Source organism: Campylobacter concisus, assembly GCF_003048675.2.
Classification (GTDB): Bacteria; Campylobacterota; Campylobacteria; order Campylobacterales; family Campylobacteraceae; genus Campylobacter_A; species Campylobacter_A concisus_F.
In genome coordinates, this window is the sequence record NZ_CP060707.1 from 1,639,094 (window position 1) to 1,661,421 (window position 22,328).

Genomic DNA, 22,328 nt, shown 5'->3' on the forward strand with positions numbered 1-22,328 from the left:
CTCCATAGAGGCTCGCAAGGATAGCTTGCCGCTCCCTTGACCCACGCTTAAAAAATATTTTCTTTATTAAAGTGGCCATGCAAGATAGGCTTTTTTTAATAAAAGCTTAAGTTGATTAAAGGCAGCCATAAGAACAAAAATAATTAGACTAAATTATTTTTTATGATCTACAAAATATATTTTAGTATATTTTTAAAATGGCAACGTAACAAATAATGTTTGGAAGTAATAAATGAGATGATTATGTAATAAACTTAGTAGAGTCTCTACGTTTAAAACATATCTAGACTTTGAGTTTTTTCCTTGCATACATCACCCACATGGTGATATATGCTGGCTTTTTGGGAGTATTCACGCTCCTCTATAAATTCTCTACATATTCTTGTAGCATCTTGTGCTCTATCTGTAAGCTCTCGTATTCTTCTCTCAAATTTTGGAATTTTTCTTCTAAATTTTCTAATTTTTCTTCCAAGCAAGATATTGAACTCTCGTACATATCTCTTTGTTGCTGCAAAGATTCCGTTAAGGCGTCGTTGCAATCTTTGTTCAAGCTCTTGACTTTCTTTGTTAGCTCTGTCACATTTGTCTGTAATATCGCGAGCTTCTTCTCGCAGTCTTGTTGCAAATTCATTGTTTCTAATTCGTGCTTGCTCCTTTCGTCTTCGATCGTCTTCGTCAAGCGCTCGTTCTCTTCTAGCAATGCTTTCTCTAATGCTGTCATCCTCTACTCCATTTTCATTAATATAAATTTCCTGCTCTCGTTCTCTATTATCTCTTTGTCTTTTGGAATCGATATGTAATACTCCCTCTGGGTCTTGTCCGCAGTAGGTTGGCTGTATCTCCATTGTTTTGGTATCGTCCAAGCTACTTCTTCCTTTAATATCATTGCGTGCACTACCCAGCCAATTGCTATTCCCAAAATTAGTGCGGTAGCCGCTGATAGCGAGATTATCACCGATCTGTCCTTGTGATGCAAGGATATTGTTTTTTGAAGTTCTTTCGACATATCTTTCTTGATTAAATCTATCTCTTTTAGCAATAAGCTCCTCAAGTTTTCGCCTATTTTCTCTGCACTCTGCTTGTGTATTTCTATCATGGAATTCTCTAATTCTTCTGCTTGAGCTTTGGCTGAGTTCTCCAAGTCTTTGAGCACTGGTGAAGTCTGCATCGTATATTCCTCCTTTTAGACGATTTTTTGTTTTTTTAGTAGGCAGTATGATCGTTATGCCTTTTTTGTTGATCCTGGTTATTTCGATACCATTTTGTTTAAGAAGTTCAATCATGTGGTCTCTATTTTTAATATAGCCTTGCTTAACCAGATCGTGCAACTTTTGGTCTAGCTCTTCTAAATTTTTATAATGATTGATGTTTTTCTTGCTAGACAATATAGTTTGCTCTTTTGCTGGATCATCTGGACTTGATAGTCCATACTCATCGTTAATGATCTTTTTGATTAGATCTATTCTCGTTTGATCATATTTGGCAAAATAAGGATTAAATGACCTGTCTGTTTCAAGATCTATCTTAGGGATAAGGAAATTTAACTCAAGCCGTCCATCCTTGTCTGAGTGTTCTACCCATAATACATTTGTACGTTCAAGCATATATTCACCCAAAAGAGCATATTCAAAATCCTTAATAATTTTTAGTTTTTGCTCTTCAGTTAAAAAGTCATGCCTCTCTTCAAATGATAAAACACCAAAACAGGTCTTTTGTTTATAGGTGATGCCTTTTATAATAGCTCTAGTTAAATTTTCATCACCTTTTATAACTCTTGCTGTTCCAGCAGCTTTTCTCTCATTTAAAAGATAATTTATGCTCCCAAGGCCACCACCAGTATAAGTACGAAGAAATTTAACTAGCATCACTAGTGCCTTTATTTGTATTGATACAAGGCGAATCAAGAAACATATTTTTTACCCAATATTTCATAAATTTTATGTAAGATCTTATTATCGTCGGCTATGATCTCAATACCAACTCTATCTAGGCTTTGCCCACTATTTAATTTGGTGGCTATTTGGTTTATGTTTTGTCCTTGTCTAGATAGCTCAATTAGAAGTTCCCTTATAATTGGTGCATAAATCTGCTTAGACAACATAGCTCTTATGGCAAATTTTGAGAAAGTTAGGCCACTTTCTTGTAATTTATTATTAATCACCAACCATTCTGCATTACTTAGCCTAAGTCTTTTAGTTATGACTTTGGTTACCTTGCGTTTTTTTATCTTTTCAGAACTCACGTAAATTTACTCCCAATCTAAGAAGAAGCCACTCAAAAAATCCTATGCCATAAAAATTTTTGTCAGACTTGCTCTTTAAATATCTTTTAAGGTTATTTTATAAAATTTCACAGCCTAAAACAAGGAATTCGGTAGGCTTCAGGCCGCTAAAATGCGTGTTTTTTAAAAATACTATGAAATATATAATATAATTTTTGTAGCTTCTGGATTTTCTCTTAAAAATTTAGTCTAGTATGAAATTAAGAAAATAAAATAATAAAAATATAGGGGTTATGCTCATCATAAAAGAGCACTTTAGATAGGACAAGCTAATAACATAAAATTAGTTACTAGCAAATCACAGATAACTAAAGTCTAGCTTTATGCTTAGTTAAATTTATCCTTTAGCATCTCGTATACTTCGTTGTTCTCTCTTTTGCCGACAACTAGCACTAACACTACTATCTCACTATCTTTTACCTGATATGCCAAGCGGTAGCCGACATCTCTTAACTTGATCTTATAGACATCTTCGTAGCCTCGTAGCTTGTCCTTGGCAACCTTTGGGTTTTCTAGACGCTCACTTAGCTTCTTTTTAAACTGCACTTTTATGCTATTGTCTAGCTTTTGCCACTCTTTTAAAGCGCCTGGTAAGAACTCTAACTCATAGCTCATCTAAGCTTACTTTTACTGGTTTTTCACCACTTGCTAGAGCAGCATCTACTGCTTTACTTAGATGATACTCTTCTATTATCTCTGCCATTTTTTCATAGACAGCACTTGGTACTAGATATGCGCTAGGGACATTGTGGTTTAGTATAGCTACGACATTATCTCCAGCTTGTTTTAAAATTTGAGCTGGAGACTTTTTTAGCTCACTTATGCTAGCTGTAAAATTTGCTTGTATAGTTTGCATTTTTATCCTTTATTTAATACCTAAAATAATACTAAATAAGATATAAAGATAGTCTTAAAAGTTTATGCTTTGAAATTTATCCCTACTCATTATCATACGATACCATCTCTACTTTAGCCTTTAGTGTGTTTGCATTAATAGGCTTGGCATAAGTGTTTAGTAAAATTTTATACTGCTTTTCATGTCCTACTATCTGGGCTATAAGGTTAGCTTCTACCTCGCGTTGCACTAGATAGTCTATAAAGTAGTGCCTAAAAGAGTAGAAGGTCTTTTTAGAGTCTTTGTCTATAAACTTTCTTTGGATCTGGCTTCTAAAAATTTCAGAGAAGTCCTTATTGCTTACCTTAAATATATTTCCGCTTTTCTTGCTATTAACATATTCTAGCAGACCTAGATCTATGAGCTTACTATGAATAGGCACAAACCTAATGCTGTTTTTGGTCTTGGTGGTTTTACCATCATTTGTGTTTATGTTAAAGCAGTAAATCCCATCTTTTAAAGCTATATCTTCCTTATGAAGCTGTGTGATCTCTTTTATCCTCATGCCACTATAAGCAGCTATCATTGTGACGTAGTAGAGCTCACTAGCCTCTATCCTTGAACTTGGTGATTTACAACTTTGTTTGATACTAGTTACTATCTCAAAGATCTTTCTAGCTTCTGATGCTTCGTATGGAAGCACTGCCCTTTCGCTAGGGTCTATGTCTATCTTGACATTCATTTTTGCAGTTATGCTTTTACTTATATAGCCGCTATCAAAGCAGTAGTTAAAAAACTGAATAACCCTTATCATATATTTTTGGATAGTAGGCTCAGAGAGTTTATCGTCATTTTCTCCTAGCTTAAGTATCTGAGATAAACTTTTATCTTTATACCTGCTCTTTTGAGCTAGCTTAGTTGGAATTTTATAAAGAAGATCTCTAAATTCAAGCAAGTTATCTCTTGTGATCCTATAAACTGGCGTATCTTCGTTAAAGTATAAAAATAAGAGCTTTTTTACGCCAGTAACTAGTCTTTGCGTATCTGGCGACCACTTGTCAGCTCTTTTAGTGTTTGTCTCAAATATCTCGAATGCATCCTTTAAGCTCTTTTGATCTTCTAAATTTAAAGCTGAGAATTGATTGCTAGAGCCAGATGCCACTTGCAATGCTTGCCTGATCTCATACTCTTGTGTTACTTGGGCGCTAGGATTAAAAATACTAAAGCTACTATCGTCATCTAATTTTATCTTGATATTTTTTGGTGGATTTGGATCCAATATGATATCTTCCATGCTTCTATGGCTATTCTTTGTTCTTACTAGCTTTAAATTTGAAGTTGAGCCATACTTTTGATCTAGTATGGCATAAACCGTTTCGCTAATCCTCTGAGCCATAGCCTTAAGCTGTCCATCCGTAATAGGCAAACAACCGCTATCTTCAAGCTCTTTTATATTTTCTTGGAATGAAGCTATGTCCTTAGCGTCAAACGAACTAGGTTTGGCATGTTTGGCTAAGTTATCACTAGAATCATCTTCAAGGAAACAGTGCTCACGCTTGTCATCAAAGAGCACACTGCTCTTCTCAAGCTTTGATACAAGATAGTTAAGTGTTAGTATGTTTTTCTCTAAAAGAGTTTGCCCTATGTTCTCTTTATTCTTGCTACCAAGAGCGCCAGCAGTGTTAGTGATATTACTTATATCCTTAATTAAAATTTGAGGCAGACCGCCATCTATCAAACTTTGTTTAAAGTAGTCATTGAGCGCATTTAGAAATTCTACATCCATCTTCTTATTAAGAAGAGAGTGCTCTTTGATGCTCTTACTAAGCTTTACTTTCATAAACGAATTTACAAAAGATTGGATTATGCTATCACCAAGATTCATGTGAACCGCCCTTTTTATCAAGTAAAGATTGTTGTCTAGAATTTTAGCCCTTTTTCTGGCTTTTTCCAAGAGATTAGTGGATGTGGAGAAGCAAATTTCTCGCTTTTCGTTAAAAAATTTTCTAATGCTTGGAGCAAGTGTGGCTCGGTAGTAATATATACCGTTTCGCTCCCTTAAGTGTTGTCCCATATTTAATAGCCAACCGGTCAAAAATGGAACAGTTTTATGTAACTACTAAGTAAAAATCGTCTAAAGTGCGTATTTCAGGCTTTCAGGAGCTCATATAAAAAATCCTCATAAGCCGGAGGTCGGGAGTTCAAGTCTCCCCCGTGACACCATAACACCCTATTTTAGGCACTAGCAGTAATGCTTTTGTTCTTTCCCTTTCTTTAAAATTTCCTTTAAGAGTGGAACACTATCTCAAAAAGTTTAAAATCATGTCGTACTCCTGCTTCATAAATAATGAAAACAGTAAAGAATAAAAATCTTTTTACTATATGCAAGCAATCCAATAGTTTTGTTTGCTACTTAAAGAATTATGCTGGCCAATTTTTAAACAAAGAATTTCACAATTTAAGGGCTCAAATCTTATACTTTCACAGATTTTGGATAATTTTTAAGAAGTTAGTAGAATAAAAGCTTTAGGGTAGTTTTTGCCCGAACTATCGTCAGAACTCCTCCGCGGATTGTAATAAAATCAATATAAAAAGCGACTAGAAAAGCAGATGTTTTATGTATCAAAAAATATAAAAAATGTATTGTCTTAAAAATACAAAGTAATTTATTCTTTTAAATTATTATACTTTTTTATTAAAATTCTTTATTAAACTACATCACAAAGAAGAATAATGATAAGCAAACAAAACAACTTAAAAACTTAGTTGCGGCATTTATGTTTTGCTGTATCCAAAGCCTTATTTTTTGGGCTTGAAGTAGCGTGAGCCAGTTCTGATAAATCCAGAAAATGCTAAACAAAAAGGCATTGAAAATGGTGATCTAGTCGTTGTTTCATCAAAACGTGGCAAAATTTTATGTGGCGCTGTCGTAACAGATGATGTCAGAAAAGATGTAGTTTGCGTAGCAGAGGGTGCGTGGTATGATCCACAAAATCCTGGCGAGATAGGATCTATGTGCGTTCATGGCGATGTAAACATCCTAACTATCGATAAGGGCACATCAAAGCTTGCACAAGGCAATATATCTCATACGGCTCTTGTAAATATAGAGAAATTTACAGGCAATGCCCCAAAAGTAAAGGTATTTTCAAAACCTAACACATAAAACATGTAGTGTCTGAGTCTTTCGGACACTTTTTTACAAATTTTTTTTAAATTATACTTTTATTATGCTTTTTATTTAAAATTACATTTATATTTTAAACTAATCATAAAATTTTATGCAAGGAGAAAAGATGCAAAGACGAGATTTTTTAAAAGCTCCAGCAGCTACAGCCGCTGGAGCAAGTAGCTTAAACGCAACAAGTCTCATAAGCGACAACCTAATGAGCGACACGCCTGCAAAGATGAGCGCAAGTCATTTTGGTGCTATCAAAGGGCTAGTTAAAAACGGTAAATTCGAAGGTGCATTAGATGCTAGCGAGATCGACTTTTACCCAGTTAGCTTAACTCAAGGCGTGGTTGCTAGAACCTACGATCAAACTCGTATCGCGCGTCCAAGCGTGCGTAAAGGATACCTAGAAAAAGGCTATCAAAGCGATAAATCAATGCGCGGTAAGGACGAGTGGGTCGAGATAAGCTGGGAGCAGGCTTTTAAACTAGTAGCCGACGAACTAAAACGCGTTAATAAAGAATATGGCGGCAGCGCGATCTATGGCGGTAGCTATGGTTGGTATAGCGTTGGTAGCATTAACAATCCGCAAACGCTTCTTGGCCGTATCTAAATATCATTGGCGGCTACACTACTCGTACGCTAAACTATTCGCAGCATGCTATCAGTGCGATCACGCCACACATTGCAGGCTCTGACGAGGGCAACTCTCTTGTTACTGCGTGGCCAGTGATACTTAAAAACACCGAAGTTGTCGTCATATGGGGAGCTGACCCGATCAATACAAACCAGATCGCATGGGGAGTGCCAGATCACGAGAGCTACATTTATTTTCGTAAGTTAAAAGAGCAGATGAAAAAGCGTGGCATCAAAGTCATTACAATCGATCCAGTTTATAACAACACTGCAAACTATCTAAATTCAGAGCACTTTTTCGTCAATCCAACAACCGACGTTGCCATGATGATGGCGATATGTTACGAGATGATGAACGCTGGCGTGGCTGATGAGAAATTTCTAAAAAAATATACAAGCGGCTCAGAGCAATTTATCGCTTATCTAAAAGGCGAGAGCGAGGATAAAGTTGTAAAAAATGCTGCTTGGGCGGCAAAAATTTGTGGAGTGAGCGAGGTAGAGATTGGAAATTTAGCTAAAATTTTTGGCTCAAAACGAACTATGCTAATGGGTGGCTGGGGACCACAGCGCGCACATCACGGTGAGCAGTTTCACTGGATGATGATAACTCTTGCTGCGTTTATTGGACAGATCGGCTTGCCTGGTGGCGGATATGGCTTTGGTTACCACTACTCTGACGGCGGTTGCCCAAGCCCAGCTGCGCCAAACGGCAGCGCACTTGCACTTGCAAGCGGCTCTGCTACGACATCTACAGCTTTCCCTGGACTAGGAGCTATCGGCATCGTACCATCAACTGAGGGCGAGTGGAAAAACCGCAGTAATGTCGCTATTCCTGTTTCAAGAATACTTGATTGTATAAACAATCCTGGCAAAGAGGTTGATTTTAACTGTAAAAAGATCACCTACCCAACTATAAAAATGGCATACTGGGCTGGCGGCAATCCGTTCCACCATGCACCAGATACAAATTTAATGGCAAAAACATTTGAAAAGCTTGATACGTTTATCGTGCAAGATTGCTTCTGGACGGCTTCGGCTCGCATGGCTGACATAGTTTTGCCGGCTACCACTGAGCAAGAGAGAGACGACATCACAAAATCTCATACAAACAAATTTATTATAGCTATGCATAAGATCGCTGAGCCATACGAGCAAGCTAAAAACGACTACCAAATTTACTGCGGCATTTTAAAAGAATTTGGCGATAAAGAGTATATGGCATTTAGTGAGGGCAAGAGTGAAATGGACTGGATCAAGCAGTTTTATAATGCCTCAAAGAAAAAGGGCGATGATGCAAAACTAGGCATGCCAAGTTTTGATGAGTTTTGGGCGAAAGGTTATGTTGAGTTTAAAGTCCCGCCTCACGCCCACGAATACGTAACTATGGCTGAGTATAGAAAAAATCCTATCATCAACCGCCTAGGAACGCCATCTGGCAAGTTTGAAATTTTGTCTAAAAAGATCGCAAAAGCAGCTTATGATGACTGCAAGGCGCACCCAACTTGGATGGAGCCGATGGAGTGGCTAGGAGACGTGGAAAAAACAAAAAAATATCCATTAAATTTAGTAACCCCACACCCAAAATATCGCCTTCACAGCCAACTAAACAACACATGGCTTAGAAACCTTGAAGAAGTTCAAGGCAGAGAGCCTGTATGGATGCATCCAGACGATGCAAAAGCTAGAGGTCTTGAAAACGGCGATGTGGTAAGAATTTTCAACGATCGCGGTCAAACTTTAGCAGGAGTTATCGTAACTAAAAACGTAAAACAAGGCGTTGTTAGAATGCAAGAGGGTAGCTGGTGGGATCCAGATAAAAACGGACTTTGCAGACACGGAAACGTAAACGTCCTAATACCAAACGAACCAACCTCAAGCCTTGCTATGGGAAATCAAGCAACTGCACTCGTGCAAATCGAGAAATTTGAGGGTGAATTGCCAAATCTAGAGGTCTTTTCTCAGCCAAAATTTGCAAAAAAAGGATAAGAAGTGAAAAAAATAGTTATGTTTTTAGGGCTTAGTGCTGCGCTTTTTGCTAACGATGCCTATGTCGGTACGCCAGCTAAAATTTTAGATAAGGTTGGCGGCAAAGAGATCGGTCAGCTTTTCGTGGGCGCAAAAGTCAATGTATTAAAAGATAGCGGCAATTTCGCCGAAGTCGAATATAGCGGCTTTGTGCCTGGCGAGGGTAATACAGCTTATGCTAGACTGGGCGTCCTAGAGAGCGATATAAGTGTTAAAAACGATAAAAATTTCAAGAAAAATGGCGTCCAAAAAGACGACTATGACAATGAATGGATCAAAGTTAGTGTGAAGGGAGTGGTCGAAAAAAAGGCCTTAAAGCCAAATTTAGACGAGGTTTATAAGCCTGGCGAAGAGTTGTTTAAAGAGCGATGTGGGGCGTGCCATGCACTACACGGATATGATGAGTTTAACGTAAATGTTTGGCCAAGTGTTATAAAAACTATGATCGGCAACGCTGGACTTAATGAGACAGAAACGCAAACTTTGACTAGATTTTTACAAAGTAAAGCCCCAATAGAATAACTTTATTTGTGCTTTATTTCTATAAAATAGAAAATTTCGGCCTTTGATGGACTATATCTCCGGGCTTAGGTCGAAATTTTCAGCAACTTTTAAATCAAATCACAGAATTGCTTTTTAGACTTAAATTTACTATCAAGCTTCATCATCAAGAGAGAGCTTGTAACCAAGCCCTTGAACGTTTTTGATAAGCTGCGCATAGGTTTTATTACGCAGTTTATTTATGTAGTTTCGCATAGTTTCAAATGACGCTACTTTGCCACTCCACGTGAAATTTTCTATCATCTCAAACGATACGACTCGCTCTTTATTTATCGCTAGGATATGCAAAAGTCGCTGCTCAGTTCTAGTTAAAACGATATTTTTATTCTCATTATAAAGCAACCTATCTTGCGTATCATAGCTAAAGCCACGACCTAAATTTAATCGCTTATTAGCATTTGAACCATTTTTTGTAGCCATTAATATCATGATTAAAAGTTGCTGTTTATCAAATGGCTTTTTAAGCAGATTTGAATTTTGTATGTTTAGTGAGTTTTGTAAATTTTCATCGGTATCATAGGCTGTAATAAAAATGATAGGCACACGCGCATCAAGCTCTCTAACTCGTTTTGCCATCGACGTTCCGCTCATATGGGTCATATTAATATCAGTGATGATAATATCAATGTCGTTTTTGCTAAAGCACTCTAAGCCTTCTTGCCCGTTTTGCGCCTTATAAATTTGGCTTACATATGGCGCAAGAAGTCCAGCTAAAACTCCTTGCAACTGCGTGTCGTCCTCAACCAAAAGCACATTTAAGTGTGCTAACTCTTTAAAAATTTCATTCATTTTAATAGCTCTATTTCAAATTTTGTCGGATTTTTAGCATTTGCAAGCCTTATGTCACCACGTAGTTTTTTCTCAAAAATAAGCTTGCAAAGATAAAGTCCCATACCGGTGCCATCGTCGCCTTTTGTTGTAAAAAACGGTTCAAAAATTTTATCTAAAAGCTCACTATCTACACCATTTGCATTATCTTCGATAGTAATAATAAATTTGCTCTCATCTTGGCTTAAATTTATAGCCACATAAGGAGAGAAATTTTCTCTATTTTTTGCCTTTTTTACCAGCTCATCTTTTGCATTTGTGATAAGGTTCATAAGCACGTGTTTTATGTAGTTTGCATAGCTTTTGATCTTATAAGAGCCTTCGTCGTATGTAAAGCGTAACTCGATATTTTTTACTTGAAGCTGCGGTCGGCAAATGTATAAAACATCATCTAGCACGTTGGTTAGGTCAAATTCTTTCTCACAAAAATCCTCTTTGTAAAAATCCCTAAAAACATCGATAGTCTCATTCATAAGCTCAACGTTCATACGTATATTTTCAATGTTTTTTAGTGCCATTTTATCGCCATTTTTGCCGCTTAACAGCTCATGAGTATCGCTTGCAAGAAGCAAAAGCGTATTTAGGGGTTGTTTATATTGATGTGAGATCACGCCTATCATCTCGCCAAGTGCTGCCATTTTGGAGTTTTGCAGTAAAATTTGCTCTTGTTTTTGCCTATTTTGCTCCAAACTCACCTCATGCGTGATATCGTGCGACATGATAAAAACACCCTCAAATACGCCTTGCTTGTCAAGCAGTGGCAAAAACTCTGTTTTATAAAACAGCTCGCCCTTTTTTGAAGTCAGGCTAAAGCTCTTGGTTGGGTTGCTGCTGATTTGCGTAAATATACTCTGTGTGGTTTTATTCGAGCAAAAAATACTAGAGAGTTCTTTTAAATTTTTACCGATATTTGCCTTAAATTTTAGGCCAAAAATTTTCTCGAATTCTTTGTTGATAAAGGCGATATTGCCAGCTTTATCTGTGATGACAAGCCCACCTATTGGGTTTTTTGCAAAAAGATTTAAAAGATGCTTGTTTTTATAAAATTTTCGCTGCGCCACATAAAGAGTAGCAAAGGCACAAATGCCAAAAAATGCCAATGCCAAAAAAATACCAAGATCTTTTAGCGCTTTTTTGTCGATTTGCCTGTAAATCATACCCTCATCAAGCACGCTAACTAGCATCCATTTGCTATTTGCGAGCGTATCATATACAAAAATATAAGGCTTATTTTTGATAAGAATTTTCTCATTTCCTTGTTTTTTAACTGAAATTTTTTGCAATATCTCTTTGGTTTGAGCGCCTGAAAAGTCTAAAATTTGCTCTGTTTGATCGAGGATATTTTTGCCATCTACCATTAAAAACGCTGAGCCATTTGCAAGCGGAAAGAGTGTGGCAAGCTCTTTTTGAAAAATTTCAAAGTCAAGGTCAGCCGTCAAAACACCTATAAATTTACCATTTTTTAAAAGTGGCGTTGAGACAGAGATGACGTAGATGCCAAGCTGGCGGTCGATATATGGCTCGGTAAAGCTTGTTGTCATACTCTCTTTTGCCGCGACAAACCAAGGGCGGTCTGAGAAATTATATTGCGGCTCTATATCGTTGCTTGCGACAAATCTGTAGCTATCAGGATAGCCGGCATAGACTGCTAAAAAGCTACCCGTTCTAGCAACAATGCTAAGCACTCCTTTTATCGTAGCATAGTCTTTTATATAGTCTTTTGTCTCTATAAATTTAGCGGTCTCCTCAAGCAGTCGCTTTTGTTGTTCGATGCGCTCGTTTATTATTGCTTTGTATTTTTGCACTGTTTTTATCTGGCTTGAAACGGCAGAGTTGTATGTTTGTTGTTTGTTCTCATCATAGTTTGTAAAAACTAGATAAAAATATCCCACAGCAACAGCAACCAATAAAATATAAAAATAATTTCTCTTGAATTTCATCTTGGAATTATAGAATTTTAAAGATAAAAGTGCACAGTGGCGACCAAAATTTGTTAAATTTGACATGTTCTGTGATATTTAGCATTACTTGATTTAAGGCATACATTGAGATATTTAAGTATAAAGCTATAAGCGAGAGAGCAAAAAGCTGGCAATATTTTTGGAGTCAATTCGGGATGAATCAAATTTCGTTTGAGGATTTTTTAAATTTTACTAAAAATTTAAGCTGCATTCCTGTAAAAATTTAACAAATTTATATACGAAAAAAGCATTTCGGTCCAAAAGGTTTCCCTTTTAGACCAAATTTATTATAGAGTTACAACAACATCCTCTTTGATATCTACGCTTATCGTAGAGCCTGTTACCGTGTATGTTTTGTAGCCATCATGCGAGCCAGCCTCTCTAAAGCCACCTTGTAATGTTACTTTATCGCCTTCTTCGCCATCTATCTTAAGCTCATTGTTTCTAAAGATATCATCTTTAGTTAGCGTGATATTTAAATTTTTATCAGCTCCGCCAAGCTCAAGGCTTGTTATTTTCTCAACCTTACTAAAGTCCACAGAGCCGTCTTCTATGGTAAGTTTGCTAACTTTTGTACCGTCGTTAGAGCCAACTACTTTACCATTTATAGTAGAGCCTGAAATTTCGATCTTACTATCACCGCCACTAGTGCTGCCCTCTACGTCACCTTTTACTGTGGCATTTTTGATGATCACTGTGTTTTTATCAGAGTCTTGAGCGCCACCATATACGCTAGGCGCCTCGCCACGACCTCCGCTTACATATTGATTTACAGTGGCTCCGTCTAAAATTCTAATAGTATCAGCGTCTTCGTTGCCCTGTACATATTCAGTTACGGTAGTGCCAGCGCCAGTTACTGTTATGTCGTCATTGCCCCATCTACCAACTATGCCCTCAACCGTTGCTTGGTCGCTAACTAAGATAGTATCTTTGCCACCTCTGCCGTTTACTGCGCTTGTGAATGTGCCAGCGCCAGTTACAGTTATGATATCGTCTCCCTCGTCTGCTTGGATGAGTTCAACATGCGCGCCTTTTTCTACTGTGATAGTATCATCGTCGTTTCCACCACCTATATTTTTCACACTAGTTCCTGTACCACTTATTATTATGGTGTCATTACCAGCGCCGTTATCCGTTATATCTAAATTTGGCTTTACTTGTTTTTCATGCATATCATTTTTAGTCTTTGTATCGCCAAGCACCCATTCGTCTACTCTAGCACCGCCTTGAACTACTATCGTATCTTCGCCAGCGTTACCAAATACATACTTACTAACAACAGAGCTATTATCTATCGTTATAGTGTCTTTTCCGTCATTGCCATATACGCTTTTAGCAACTTTTGAGCCATTATCTACATTTATAGTATCGTCGCCATCGTTGCCCACAACTATGCCAGTGATCGTAGTTTTGTTCAAATCAACCACGTCATTGCCAGAGCCACCAGAGATGTTGCTAAGCTTTGCAGAATTTATACCTGAAATTTTATCAGCACCAACACCGCCGTAGACGTTATTTATCTGCGTGTTATCTACAACTATATTATCTTTAAAATCTGAGCCAAAAACGTTTAGCTGTGCATTTGGAGCTACTATCTTTGCAACAGTGCCATCATCTGGGTAGTTGCCCTCGTTTGCGTTGCTAGTCACTGCTAGCTTTTTGGCCTCATCTTGGCCGATAGCTAGCTGGCCGTCGTTGCTCACGTACCAGCCATTGTTATATGTAAATTCATTCACACCATCATCAGGCACTAGGTAGCTTCTGCCATCACCTTGCTTTTGTACGCTATATCCGCTAGGTATCTTTGTCGTAAATGCCGGTATCAGCTCAGCCGCTGGGTCCTCTCCCTTGTGAGCTGAGAGTGGGATTTTGATTATGCCATTTGGCTGTGGTGGCAATGGTGGTTGTGGCACTACGTTATCAGCAGCCGCGCCGTCACCTAAATTTTCACCTTGTCCGCCGCCGACTGAGCTAACCGGAGCTTCAAACGAGGCACCTAGGTCGCCAAGGTTGTTAAAATTCGCACTTATATTTGAGTAGTGACCACCCTGTGCAAAGCTAGCAGCACCAAGACTTACTCCGTCACCTCCAGCGTTTCCACCTGCTTGGTTTCCGCCAGCTGCAGTCTCTTCTAAAGCGTTAAGGTCTTGACCGCCTAAAATTGATTTTTGAAGTGAATTTATATCAGCTGTTGTTTGAGAATTTTCACTAACGCTTTGGTCTAAATTTATTGAGTCTTTACCTATTAGGCTTATCTCTTTTCCATCTGCTTTTGCTATTACTACTTTTGCGTCAGTTGATTCAGTGACTATCTTTTCACCTTGATATACTATGTCACCTACTTTTAATTCTCTGCTTTCGCCTGTTGGGCTTACAGCTTTTACGCTTCCTTGCGTTACATTTTTTACTACACCTATTTCCTTTGACATGTGTCTCCCTTTTTTAAATTTTTTCTTAAATTTAGTGATTTTGATAAAACATGGCTATTGTACTTCAGTACAAGTGTGACATATTTATGACTGAAAATTTTGTGAATTTAGAATTTTTGGGGATTGGGTGGTTATAAAAATTTAATAGTAAATAATAAATTTTATAAATAAGAAGAAATAGCGAAGAGAAAAACTCTTCGCATAATTGACTATAGGTGATCTTCAGGTGCAGTTGTTGGCATAAAGAATGTAGTTGGGGTAAGCTCAAACACTTCGCCTGATGTTGTAGTAGATTTTGCCTCTACTGTATGATAATCAAGTGCAGAGTCTTTATAATCAACATTTGCCTCTACGCTCCATCTACCATTCTCATCAGCTCTTGTTGTTAAAACATCTTGTATTTCAACTGGAGTTCTCTTATCCTCCATAAAATCATATCCATGGTGTTTAACAACTAATGTTATCTCAGAATTTGCCTCTGCTGTGCCCTCAAATGTTGGAGTTCTATCAGCATCATGTGCTCTGTAAATAGGGCCATAATCACCTTGTAGTGTTAGGTCGCTAAAATCATCATCATAGATACGCTCTATTGAGAATGCACCATTTTTTGGTGTATAGTTTTTAGGTAAATTTGTAAAACTTGAATTACTAGCGGGATCAAACACCTGTGTTGTGAAAGAGTATTCGCCAGGCACAAAGTGTTCTGGGAAGCCATCACCCATAGTAGTTTTATCTATTGTGAAGTTACCACTAGCATCAGCTTTTACCTTACCTTCAAAAACTGTATGAGTTCCACTATCGTCTATTGAGCCTATTGTTACTTTCACTTCAGAATTTGGCTCAGTCTTACCACTCATTGACGGCTCAGGATCACTATCGCTCATAGAAATTACATTTTTTCTTATAATGTTATGTGGTAAATCTGTCCACTCTACTGTTGGCTTAGTTGCATCAATAGTAACCTCAGCCCCTTTGCTGCTAAGGCTTCTCTCGCCATCTACAACAGCCACAGTTGTGATAGTGTGCTTTCCATCAGGAAGGTCATTTTGCACTACATATTCCCAAGTGCCATCATCATAGGCTCTTGTTTCATCTATCTTAGTGCCATTGTCATAGATTTCAACTATTGATCCAGCCTCTGCTGTTCCTTTAATAAATGGTCTATTATCATTTGATAGATCACCTATTACATCAGCATTCCACTTGCCACCATACTTGCCATCTATTATTGTTGTAATTGTTGGAGTTGGAACATTGCTAGTTGGATATATCTCATTAATAGCAACTGCAAGAGTATCAAGAGTGATAGCCTGTCCGCCACCTACGTTTGAAACAGCTGGGGCATTTGCGCTTGCTTGAGATGAAAGGTTAGAAAAATTCGCACTTATATTTGAGTAGTGACCACCTTGTGCAAAGCTAGCAGCACCAAGACTTACTCCGTCACCTCCAGCGTTTCCACCGGCTTGGTTTCCGCCAGCTGCAGTCTCTTCTAAAGCGTTAAGGTCTTGGCCGCCAAGTATTGCTTTTTGAAGTGAAGTGATATCTGCTGTTGTTTGAGAATTTTCACTAACGCTTTGGTCTAAATTTATTGAGTCTTTACCTATTAGGCTTATCTCTTTTCCATCTGCTTTTGCTATTACTACTTTTGCGTCAGTTGATTCAGTGACTATCTTTTCTCCTTGATATACTATGTCACCTACTTTTAATTCTCTGCTTTCGCCTGTTAGACTTACAGCTTTTACGCTTCCTTGCGTTACATTTTTTACTACGCCTATTTCCTTTGACATGCATCTCCCTTTTTAAATTTTTTCCTAAATTTAACGGTTTTATTAAAATCAAACCATTGTACTTTGGTACAGTTGTGACATATTTATGACTGGGAATTTTGTAAATTTAGATTTTATGGGGGTTTGAAATAGTTATAAAATTTTAGATATTGCAAAGAAATTTAGAGCAAATTTCTTTGCAAATTTGGATTTACTTCACAAAAAACTCTTGCGCTAGCTTTTTATCTTCAGGTTTGATGATAAATTTCTCATTAGCGATGCTAACTTCAAATTCAACATCTTTGCTAGCTTTTGTGTAAGCTAGCGCGAGCCTTGCAGCAAGCTCTTTGTCAGCTTTACTAGCGTTTTTGCTTATGAAGCTAACAGCTCCCACGATGTCGTCGCTCTCTTTAAATTTCACTTGCTCAAATTTATCATTTGGATGAGCCAAAAGTGCGTTATTGTCGCTCTCATCACGCCCTATTATCATTTTAGCGCCATCTACCAGGCGCAGATGCCTACCAAGTTTTAGCCACGTAACGTCGATATCTCGCATCTCTTTGTCAAATTTCAAGTAGTCTTTTATCTTTACTGCAAAGCTCTCGATCGTTAGCAAACACCCACCTCCGGGCGTTGCAAAGTCCTCAAAGCCAAATTTCTTCGCCAAAGCAAGTTGCGGCTTTCTATCACGCCCGCTTATGTCAAGTAGCCTCTCTCTATCGACCCAGCCCTCGCGCTCTGGCTTAGTTGGTGGCAAGAGCTTAGCGCACATCGGACGAAGCACTAGATCATCCTCGTCATCAGCTAGGCGCTTAACCTGAAAAAGTGCGTCTCTGCGCTGGCTCATCGGCCTTTGTCCTACGACTTCGCCTGTGATTATAAAATTTGCATTTTCGCTTTTTAGCATATTAAGAGCGGTTTTAAACATATATCCGTGGCAGTCGATACAAGGGTTAAACTGCTTGCCATAGCCGTATTTTGGGCTAAAAAGCACGTCGCGAAGATACTCATTTCTCATATCAACCACCTTTAGGCTAGCCCCAGCCAAGGCTGCACGGCGCCTTAAAACTTCGTGCTTCTCCTCATCCACGCCAAATCCAGTATCCATATAAAGTGCGACCACTTCGATACCCTGATCGCTTATTATTTTCATAGAGAGCATGCTATCAAGCCCTCCGCTAAACAAAGCTAAAGCCTTCATTTTTATCCTGAAAGTAAAATTTAAAGCCTAAATTTACTAAATCTAGGCTTTTATGAAGTTTATTTAGCAGCGTTAATTACGATTTTTTTAATGACTTCGCTTGCGGCTTTTAGGCTGCTAACTGGCAAGTACTCGAAGACGGAGTGAAAGTTATTTCCGCCTGTGAATAAATTTAGCGTTGGCACGCCCTTTGCAGAGATCGCCGCACCGTCATATCCGCCTCGCATCGGCTTTATGTTTGGCGTGATATTTAGCTCACTAAAGGCATCTTTTGCTAGTTTTATAGGCAGTGAGTTTTCATCTTTTAAGAACTTAAAGACATTTTCATAGCGTGTTTTTAGCGTGATCTCGCAACGATCTCCATAAATTTTGTTAAAAGAGCTTGCCATGTCGCTTAAAAACTCAAGCCTTTTTTGAAATTTCACCTCGTCAAATTCTCTTATGTCGATCTTGAGCGTCGTTTTTGCACTGTTTCCGCTAAGCTCTTTTACCCAGAAGTAGCCCTCTTTGCCCTCGGTGCACTCTGGCACTTCACCGCCTGGCAAAAGAGAGATAAATTTATGCGCAAGAAGTAGCGAATTTACAAGCTTGCCCTTTGCGTTCATCGGATGAGCCGAAACGCCTTTAAAGATCGCCGTGCAGTCAGCTGCGTTCCAGTTTTCGTATATTAGCTCGCCTATCTCGCAGCAGTCTAAGCAGTAGCCAAAACTAGCTCCTAGCAAATTTACATCAAGCGCCTTTGCACCAAGCAAGCCCTGCTCCTCATCAGGCACGAAGCAGATCACGATCTTGCCGTGCTTGATCTCAGGATTTTGCATGAAAAAGTTAGCCATATTTACGATACTAGCGATCGCAGCCTTATCATCAGCGCCAAGCAAGCTAGTGCCGTCAGTCACGACTATGTCGTCGCCAACGTATTTTTTAAGCTCTGGGTTGTCGCTAAATTTAAGATAGATGCCCTGCTCTTCGTTTAGGCAGATGTCGCCGCCTGTGTATTTTACTATCTTAGCTTTTGTGTCGTTTTTTTGCTCACTACTTGTATCTAAGTGCGCAAAAAAGGCGATACTTGGAGCGTTTTCGCAGTTTGCAGGTATCTTTGCTATCAAGATAGCATTCTCTTGCAAGATGATATCTTTTATGCCAAGCGAGCTAAGCTCATCTTTTATAAAAAGAGCCAGCTCATACTCGGTTGGATTAGAAGGCATGACGCCTGCTAATCCATTCTCTTTATTTGTCGTGGTGTTAAATTTCGTATAGTTTATAAATCTCTCTACGATATCCATCTTTTATCCTTAGATGACGAAAAATGCGATCGCCACAACAGAGAGAAACATGCCTGTAAATGTCCTTTTTGCAAGCTCGACTGGGCTAACCATAGCGATACCAGCACAAACGATAGCTGCACCAGCGATCGGAGAAGCTGAACGTCCAAGTGAGCCAGCTATGGCTGCAGCCATACCAAGTTTATCTTGCTCAAAGCCAAGAGCAGCAGCATTTGTTGTGACGGCTTCGTTAAATGCAAATGTAGCAGCGTCGCCTGAGCCTGTAACTATACCCATAATAAATGGCACAAATGTTCCGCCAAATTTAACATAGCTTTGATCTGTTTTTAGCCATGCGATGACCACATCAACAGCTCCGCACGCCTTTAGACCTGCGACAAAGACGCCAGCTGCGATGATGATACCGATAACATCAGCGTAAGCGTGACCCATGCCGTTAAAGAACTCTTTTGTGATCTTTTGTGGGTTTGTAAGCGTAGCAAAGATAGCTATGATAGCACCAAGTATCATCGCCTCAGCAACGCCCATCTTTGTCCATGCCAAAAAGCTATAGTCTTTTGCTAGGCTTGTTCCGCCGATAACTAAGATGACAAGTGGGACAAGTGGCATAATAGCGTAGATCAAATTTACTTTAAACGCTGACTTCTCTTCACTAGCAGCACCGCTTTCGATAGTGAAATTTGTACCTTTTTGATAGTCTTTAAATAATATTGCGACGATAGTTAGCATGACAACTACGATAACAAGAGCTGTAAATGCGCTTGGAATTTGCACTTTTATGATGTCTTGAACTGTGTAGCCCTCAACTGTCTTTTTAACAAGGTCTGCCACATATATGTTGTGCGCAGAGCCTGGGCTTAGAACTGAGCCAAATGTGCCTGCAAAAACAGCCGCACCAGCCATCGCAGGGCGAACGCCTGAGGCCATTAGAAGTGGTATAAGCGTCGCACCAACAGCAGCAGAGCAGCCAGCAGCTGAAGGGATAGCGATATTTATAAAGTAAGTTAGCACAGTTGTTACAGGGATCAAGATAAATCCCACGTTTTTAAGTGGCTTTGTAAGAAGCGCAACAAGGTGCTTATCGCACATTGTATATTTCATAACGAAAGCAAAACCCATACTAGCACATATAGCTTTTATAAGCCCTGCTTTAGTCATATAGTCAGTAAAAGCACTTAGTGCTCCCATAGGTTTTAGTGCGATTAAACAAAGCACCAAACCAACACCTATTAGCACCGTTCTTGTCTCTTTTTTTAAGACTAGAAGTGCTACAACTGCAACGATGCCAAGAATGGCAGCAATTAGCTTGAATGATTCCATACCTCTCTCCTTGTTTAGATTTTAAATTTAGTTCCAACTTCTATTTTTTCTATCTCTTTTTGATACTCAAATTTTAAAATTTCGCTGTGTCCTATGACCTCAGCTTCGCTATCCTCTATAAGCAAAGCCGTGCCCTCAGGCAATGCGTAGATAGTCTCTTTTGGATTTGCTATCAAAAACTCCTCTAGCCTCTCCTCCCTACTCTCGCCGTTATGACCTGCTAGTTTGCCACTTATAAAGTGCGGGTTGATCTGATATGGGAAGATATTTAGGCTATCAAAGGACTTTGGCATGATGATAGGCATATCATTTGTCGTCATCATCGTCTTGCCAGCGATATTTGCGCCTGCTGACCAGCCAAAGTATTTTGCGCCGTTTGCCACAGCCTCTTTTATAGGCTCAACTAAATTTAGCTTATAAAGCGTGTAAAGAAGCATAAAGGTATTTCCGCCGCCAACTGCGATACTGCTAGCATTTTTGATAGCTGAAATTTTATCCTCGTAGTGGTGGATCGACTTTATATTTTTATTTTTTAAGCGGTCGATCACCTTTTGCTCGTATTCGTCATTACTTCGTCTAACTCCAGCGTAAGGGATAAATAAAATCTCCTCCTTGCCACTCTCGCCCAAAAAGTCCTTAACCCAGTTTTTGCAGTGTCTCAAGTAGCCAGTATCTTGGTAGCTTGAAGCGCTGATTAGTAAAGCATTTTTCATTTTTTAGCTCCATTTAGTTTGTAAGCAGCCCTTAGATAGATATCAACCCCAGCGACCAAGCACTTCTCGTCAAAGTCAAATTTGCTATTGTGATGACCTGCTTTTAAATTTGTACCGATCATCATATATCCGCTCTTTGCGCCCCTATCTTGCAAAGCTCTCATAAAGTGAGCGAAGTCCTCGCAAGCGCCAAAATCAAGCTCTTTAACGATCTTATCGTCATCTATAAACGGACTTGCTTTTGCTGCTTCATAGAAAATTTCAGTCACCTCTTTGTCGCTGTTTGCTCCGCTTGTGCCACCAGTCATCACGACCTTGCTATCGACGTCATAAATTTCACTCACACCTTTTACGATATCCATGCATTTTTTATACATAAACTCATTTAAATTTGTATCCTCGCCCCTTGTTTCGCAAGCTAGATAGCCGTTTGGTGCTATGACGTTTCTGCCCTCGCCTGCTCTTAAAACGCCCACATTTATCCTAGTCACGCCCTTTGCATGTCTTGTGATGCCATGCATATTTAGAGCCATTTGAGCAGCGGCTAAAAGGGCGTTTGCTCCCTCTTCTGGCGCTCCTGCTGCGTGGGCTGAGCGACCAGTGATATGCACGTCAAATTTAGAAGTTGCAAGCAGTTTGTTTGTGCCACAAACTATGCCCCCATTTGTTTCTGCTTGAAAGCCGATGTGTCCGCCAAGTAGGTACTCAACCCCATCAAGCACCCCAGCAGCCTCCATAGCCACAGCGCCTCTTGTGCCCTCTTCTGCTGTTTGAAATATAAATTTAAATTTACCGTTAAAATCATCTAAATTTTTAGCGATCAGCTTTGCAAGCGCTAGACCCATCGCCATGTGTCCATCGTGCCCACAAGCGTGCGTGATACCAGCAATATCTGAGCCAAAGCCCTCTTTGCAAGGTCTATGAGCAGCCTCTGCGCTCTCTGTCACATCAACGCTATCGATGTCAAATCTAAATGCACTAAATTTACCAGGCCTTTTTGTGTCGATGAAGGCTGTCAGCCCAGTTAGGCCATCTTTCATGCATTTAAGGTATTTTGCCTCATCAGGATTTAAAAGGCTTTTTGCCCGCTCGATCGCCTTTTGGCACTGCTCTTTGCTGCCAACTCCAAGCCTTGCATCGCTCTTTACGACCTCTTCGCCAAGCTTCACTTCATATCCTAGCTCGCTAAGCCTTTTTGCCAAAACCGCAGTCGTAAAAAAGGTAAACCAGCCAGTTTCTGGGTGCGAGTGAAAGTATCTGCGATCTTTGATCATATCCTCTTTTAAAGATAGTGCTAAATTTGCTATTTTGTCCATG

18 protein-coding genes are annotated in these 22,328 nt (G+C 39.1%); 4 read left to right on the forward strand and 14 right to left on the reverse strand.

Going from position 1 to position 22,328, the window contains the following annotated elements; all coding sequences use genetic code 11:
- Window positions 1-272: 272 nt before the first annotated feature.
- The 5 genes from CVT00_RS08215 to CVT00_RS08235 all read right to left on the reverse strand — a co-directional run bounded on the left by CVT00_RS08215 (window position 273) and on the right by CVT00_RS08235 (window position 5,001).
- On the reverse strand, window positions 273-1,865 hold the full coding sequence (locus CVT00_RS08215) for a relaxase/mobilization nuclease domain-containing protein (RefSeq protein ID WP_009295460.1): 1,593 nt from the start codon (window positions 1,863-1,865) through the stop codon (window positions 273-275).
- A 35-nt stretch (window positions 1,866-1,900) separates the two neighbouring features.
- On the reverse strand, window positions 1,901-2,242 hold the full coding sequence (locus CVT00_RS08220; RefSeq protein ID WP_107914740.1) for a plasmid mobilization protein: 342 nt from the start codon (window positions 2,240-2,242) through the stop codon (window positions 1,901-1,903).
- A gap of 366 nt (window positions 2,243-2,608) precedes the next feature.
- Window positions 2,609-2,896, reverse strand: coding sequence for a type II toxin-antitoxin system RelE family toxin (locus CVT00_RS08225; protein WP_009295458.1), 288 nt, complete (start codon window positions 2,894-2,896; stop codon window positions 2,609-2,611).
- A complete protein-coding gene (locus CVT00_RS08230; protein WP_009295321.1) occupies window positions 2,886-3,137 on the reverse strand; it encodes a type II toxin-antitoxin system Phd/YefM family antitoxin in 252 nt (83 codons plus the stop codon). Before CVT00_RS08230 ends, CVT00_RS08225 begins: the two co-directional genes overlap by 11 nt.
- A gap of 82 nt (window positions 3,138-3,219) precedes the next feature.
- The gene (locus CVT00_RS08235; RefSeq protein WP_107914742.1) at window positions 3,220-5,001 is read right to left on the reverse strand and encodes a site-specific integrase; all 1,782 of its coding nucleotides are present in this window, start codon (window positions 4,999-5,001) and stop codon (window positions 3,220-3,222) included.
- 951 nt (window positions 5,002-5,952) lie between these two features.
- Here CVT00_RS08235 and CVT00_RS08240 point away from each other — a divergent pair.
- The 4 genes from CVT00_RS08240 to CVT00_RS08250 all read left to right on the forward strand — a co-directional run bounded on the left by CVT00_RS08240 (window position 5,953) and on the right by CVT00_RS08250 (window position 9,471).
- Entirely contained in the window at window positions 5,953-6,282 is a 330-nt protein-coding gene (locus CVT00_RS08240; protein ID WP_258033531.1) for a molybdopterin dinucleotide binding domain-containing protein, read from the forward strand.
- A 130-nt stretch (window positions 6,283-6,412) separates the two neighbouring features.
- A complete protein-coding gene (locus CVT00_RS10370) occupies window positions 6,413-6,901 on the forward strand; it encodes a molybdopterin-dependent oxidoreductase (protein ID WP_258033526.1) in 489 nt (162 codons plus the stop codon).
- A gap of 50 nt (window positions 6,902-6,951) precedes the next feature.
- Entirely contained in the window at window positions 6,952-8,910 is a 1,959-nt protein-coding gene (locus tag CVT00_RS10375; RefSeq protein ID WP_258033532.1) for a molybdopterin-dependent oxidoreductase, read from the forward strand.
- A 3-nt stretch (window positions 8,911-8,913) separates the two neighbouring features.
- Window positions 8,914-9,471, forward strand: a complete 558-nt coding sequence (locus CVT00_RS08250) for a hypothetical protein (protein WP_103558905.1) — start codon at window positions 8,914-8,916, stop codon at window positions 9,469-9,471.
- Between the two features lie 132 nt (window positions 9,472-9,603).
- Here the strand turns inward: CVT00_RS08250 and CVT00_RS08255 are convergent, their stop codons facing one another.
- The 9 genes from CVT00_RS08255 to CVT00_RS08295 form a co-directional block, all read right to left on the reverse strand.
- Window positions 9,604-10,299, reverse strand: coding sequence for a response regulator transcription factor (locus tag CVT00_RS08255; protein ID WP_103558906.1), 696 nt, complete (start codon window positions 10,297-10,299; stop codon window positions 9,604-9,606).
- Window positions 10,296-12,230, reverse strand: a complete 1,935-nt coding sequence (locus CVT00_RS08260; protein WP_181000510.1) for a cache domain-containing protein — start codon at window positions 12,228-12,230, stop codon at window positions 10,296-10,298. Before CVT00_RS08260 ends, CVT00_RS08255 begins: the two co-directional genes overlap by 4 nt.
- Window positions 12,231-12,586: 356 nt before the next feature.
- Window positions 12,587-14,728: a retention module-containing protein gene (locus CVT00_RS08265; RefSeq protein ID WP_107914744.1), complete on the reverse strand. Its 2,142-nt coding sequence runs from the start codon at window positions 14,726-14,728 to the stop codon at window positions 12,587-12,589.
- Window positions 14,729-14,937: 209 nt separating this feature from the next.
- Window positions 14,938-16,515 carry a retention module-containing protein gene (locus CVT00_RS08270; RefSeq protein ID WP_107914746.1) on the reverse strand — a complete coding sequence of 526 codons (1,578 nt, stop codon included), beginning with the start codon at window positions 16,513-16,515 and terminating at the stop codon, window positions 14,938-14,940.
- Between the two features lie 190 nt (window positions 16,516-16,705).
- Entirely contained in the window at window positions 16,706-17,695 is a 990-nt protein-coding gene (locus CVT00_RS08275) for an argininosuccinate synthase domain-containing protein (protein ID WP_107914748.1), read from the reverse strand.
- A gap of 59 nt (window positions 17,696-17,754) precedes the next feature.
- Window positions 17,755-18,978, reverse strand: a complete 1,224-nt coding sequence (gene pepT / locus CVT00_RS08280) for a peptidase T (protein ID WP_107914750.1) — start codon at window positions 18,976-18,978, stop codon at window positions 17,755-17,757.
- A gap of 9 nt (window positions 18,979-18,987) precedes the next feature.
- The gene (gene dcuC, locus CVT00_RS08285) at window positions 18,988-20,298 is read right to left on the reverse strand and encodes a C4-dicarboxylate transporter DcuC (protein ID WP_107914752.1); all 1,311 of its coding nucleotides are present in this window, start codon (window positions 20,296-20,298) and stop codon (window positions 18,988-18,990) included.
- A 14-nt stretch (window positions 20,299-20,312) separates the two neighbouring features.
- A complete protein-coding gene (pepE, locus tag CVT00_RS08290; protein ID WP_107914754.1) occupies window positions 20,313-21,011 on the reverse strand; it encodes a dipeptidase PepE in 699 nt (232 codons plus the stop codon).
- A complete protein-coding gene (locus CVT00_RS08295; RefSeq protein ID WP_107914756.1) occupies window positions 21,008-22,327 on the reverse strand; it encodes an amidohydrolase in 1,320 nt (439 codons plus the stop codon). The genes pepE and CVT00_RS08295 overlap by 4 nt, the downstream gene beginning before the upstream one ends.
- Between the last annotated feature and the right edge of the window lies 1 nt (window position 22,328).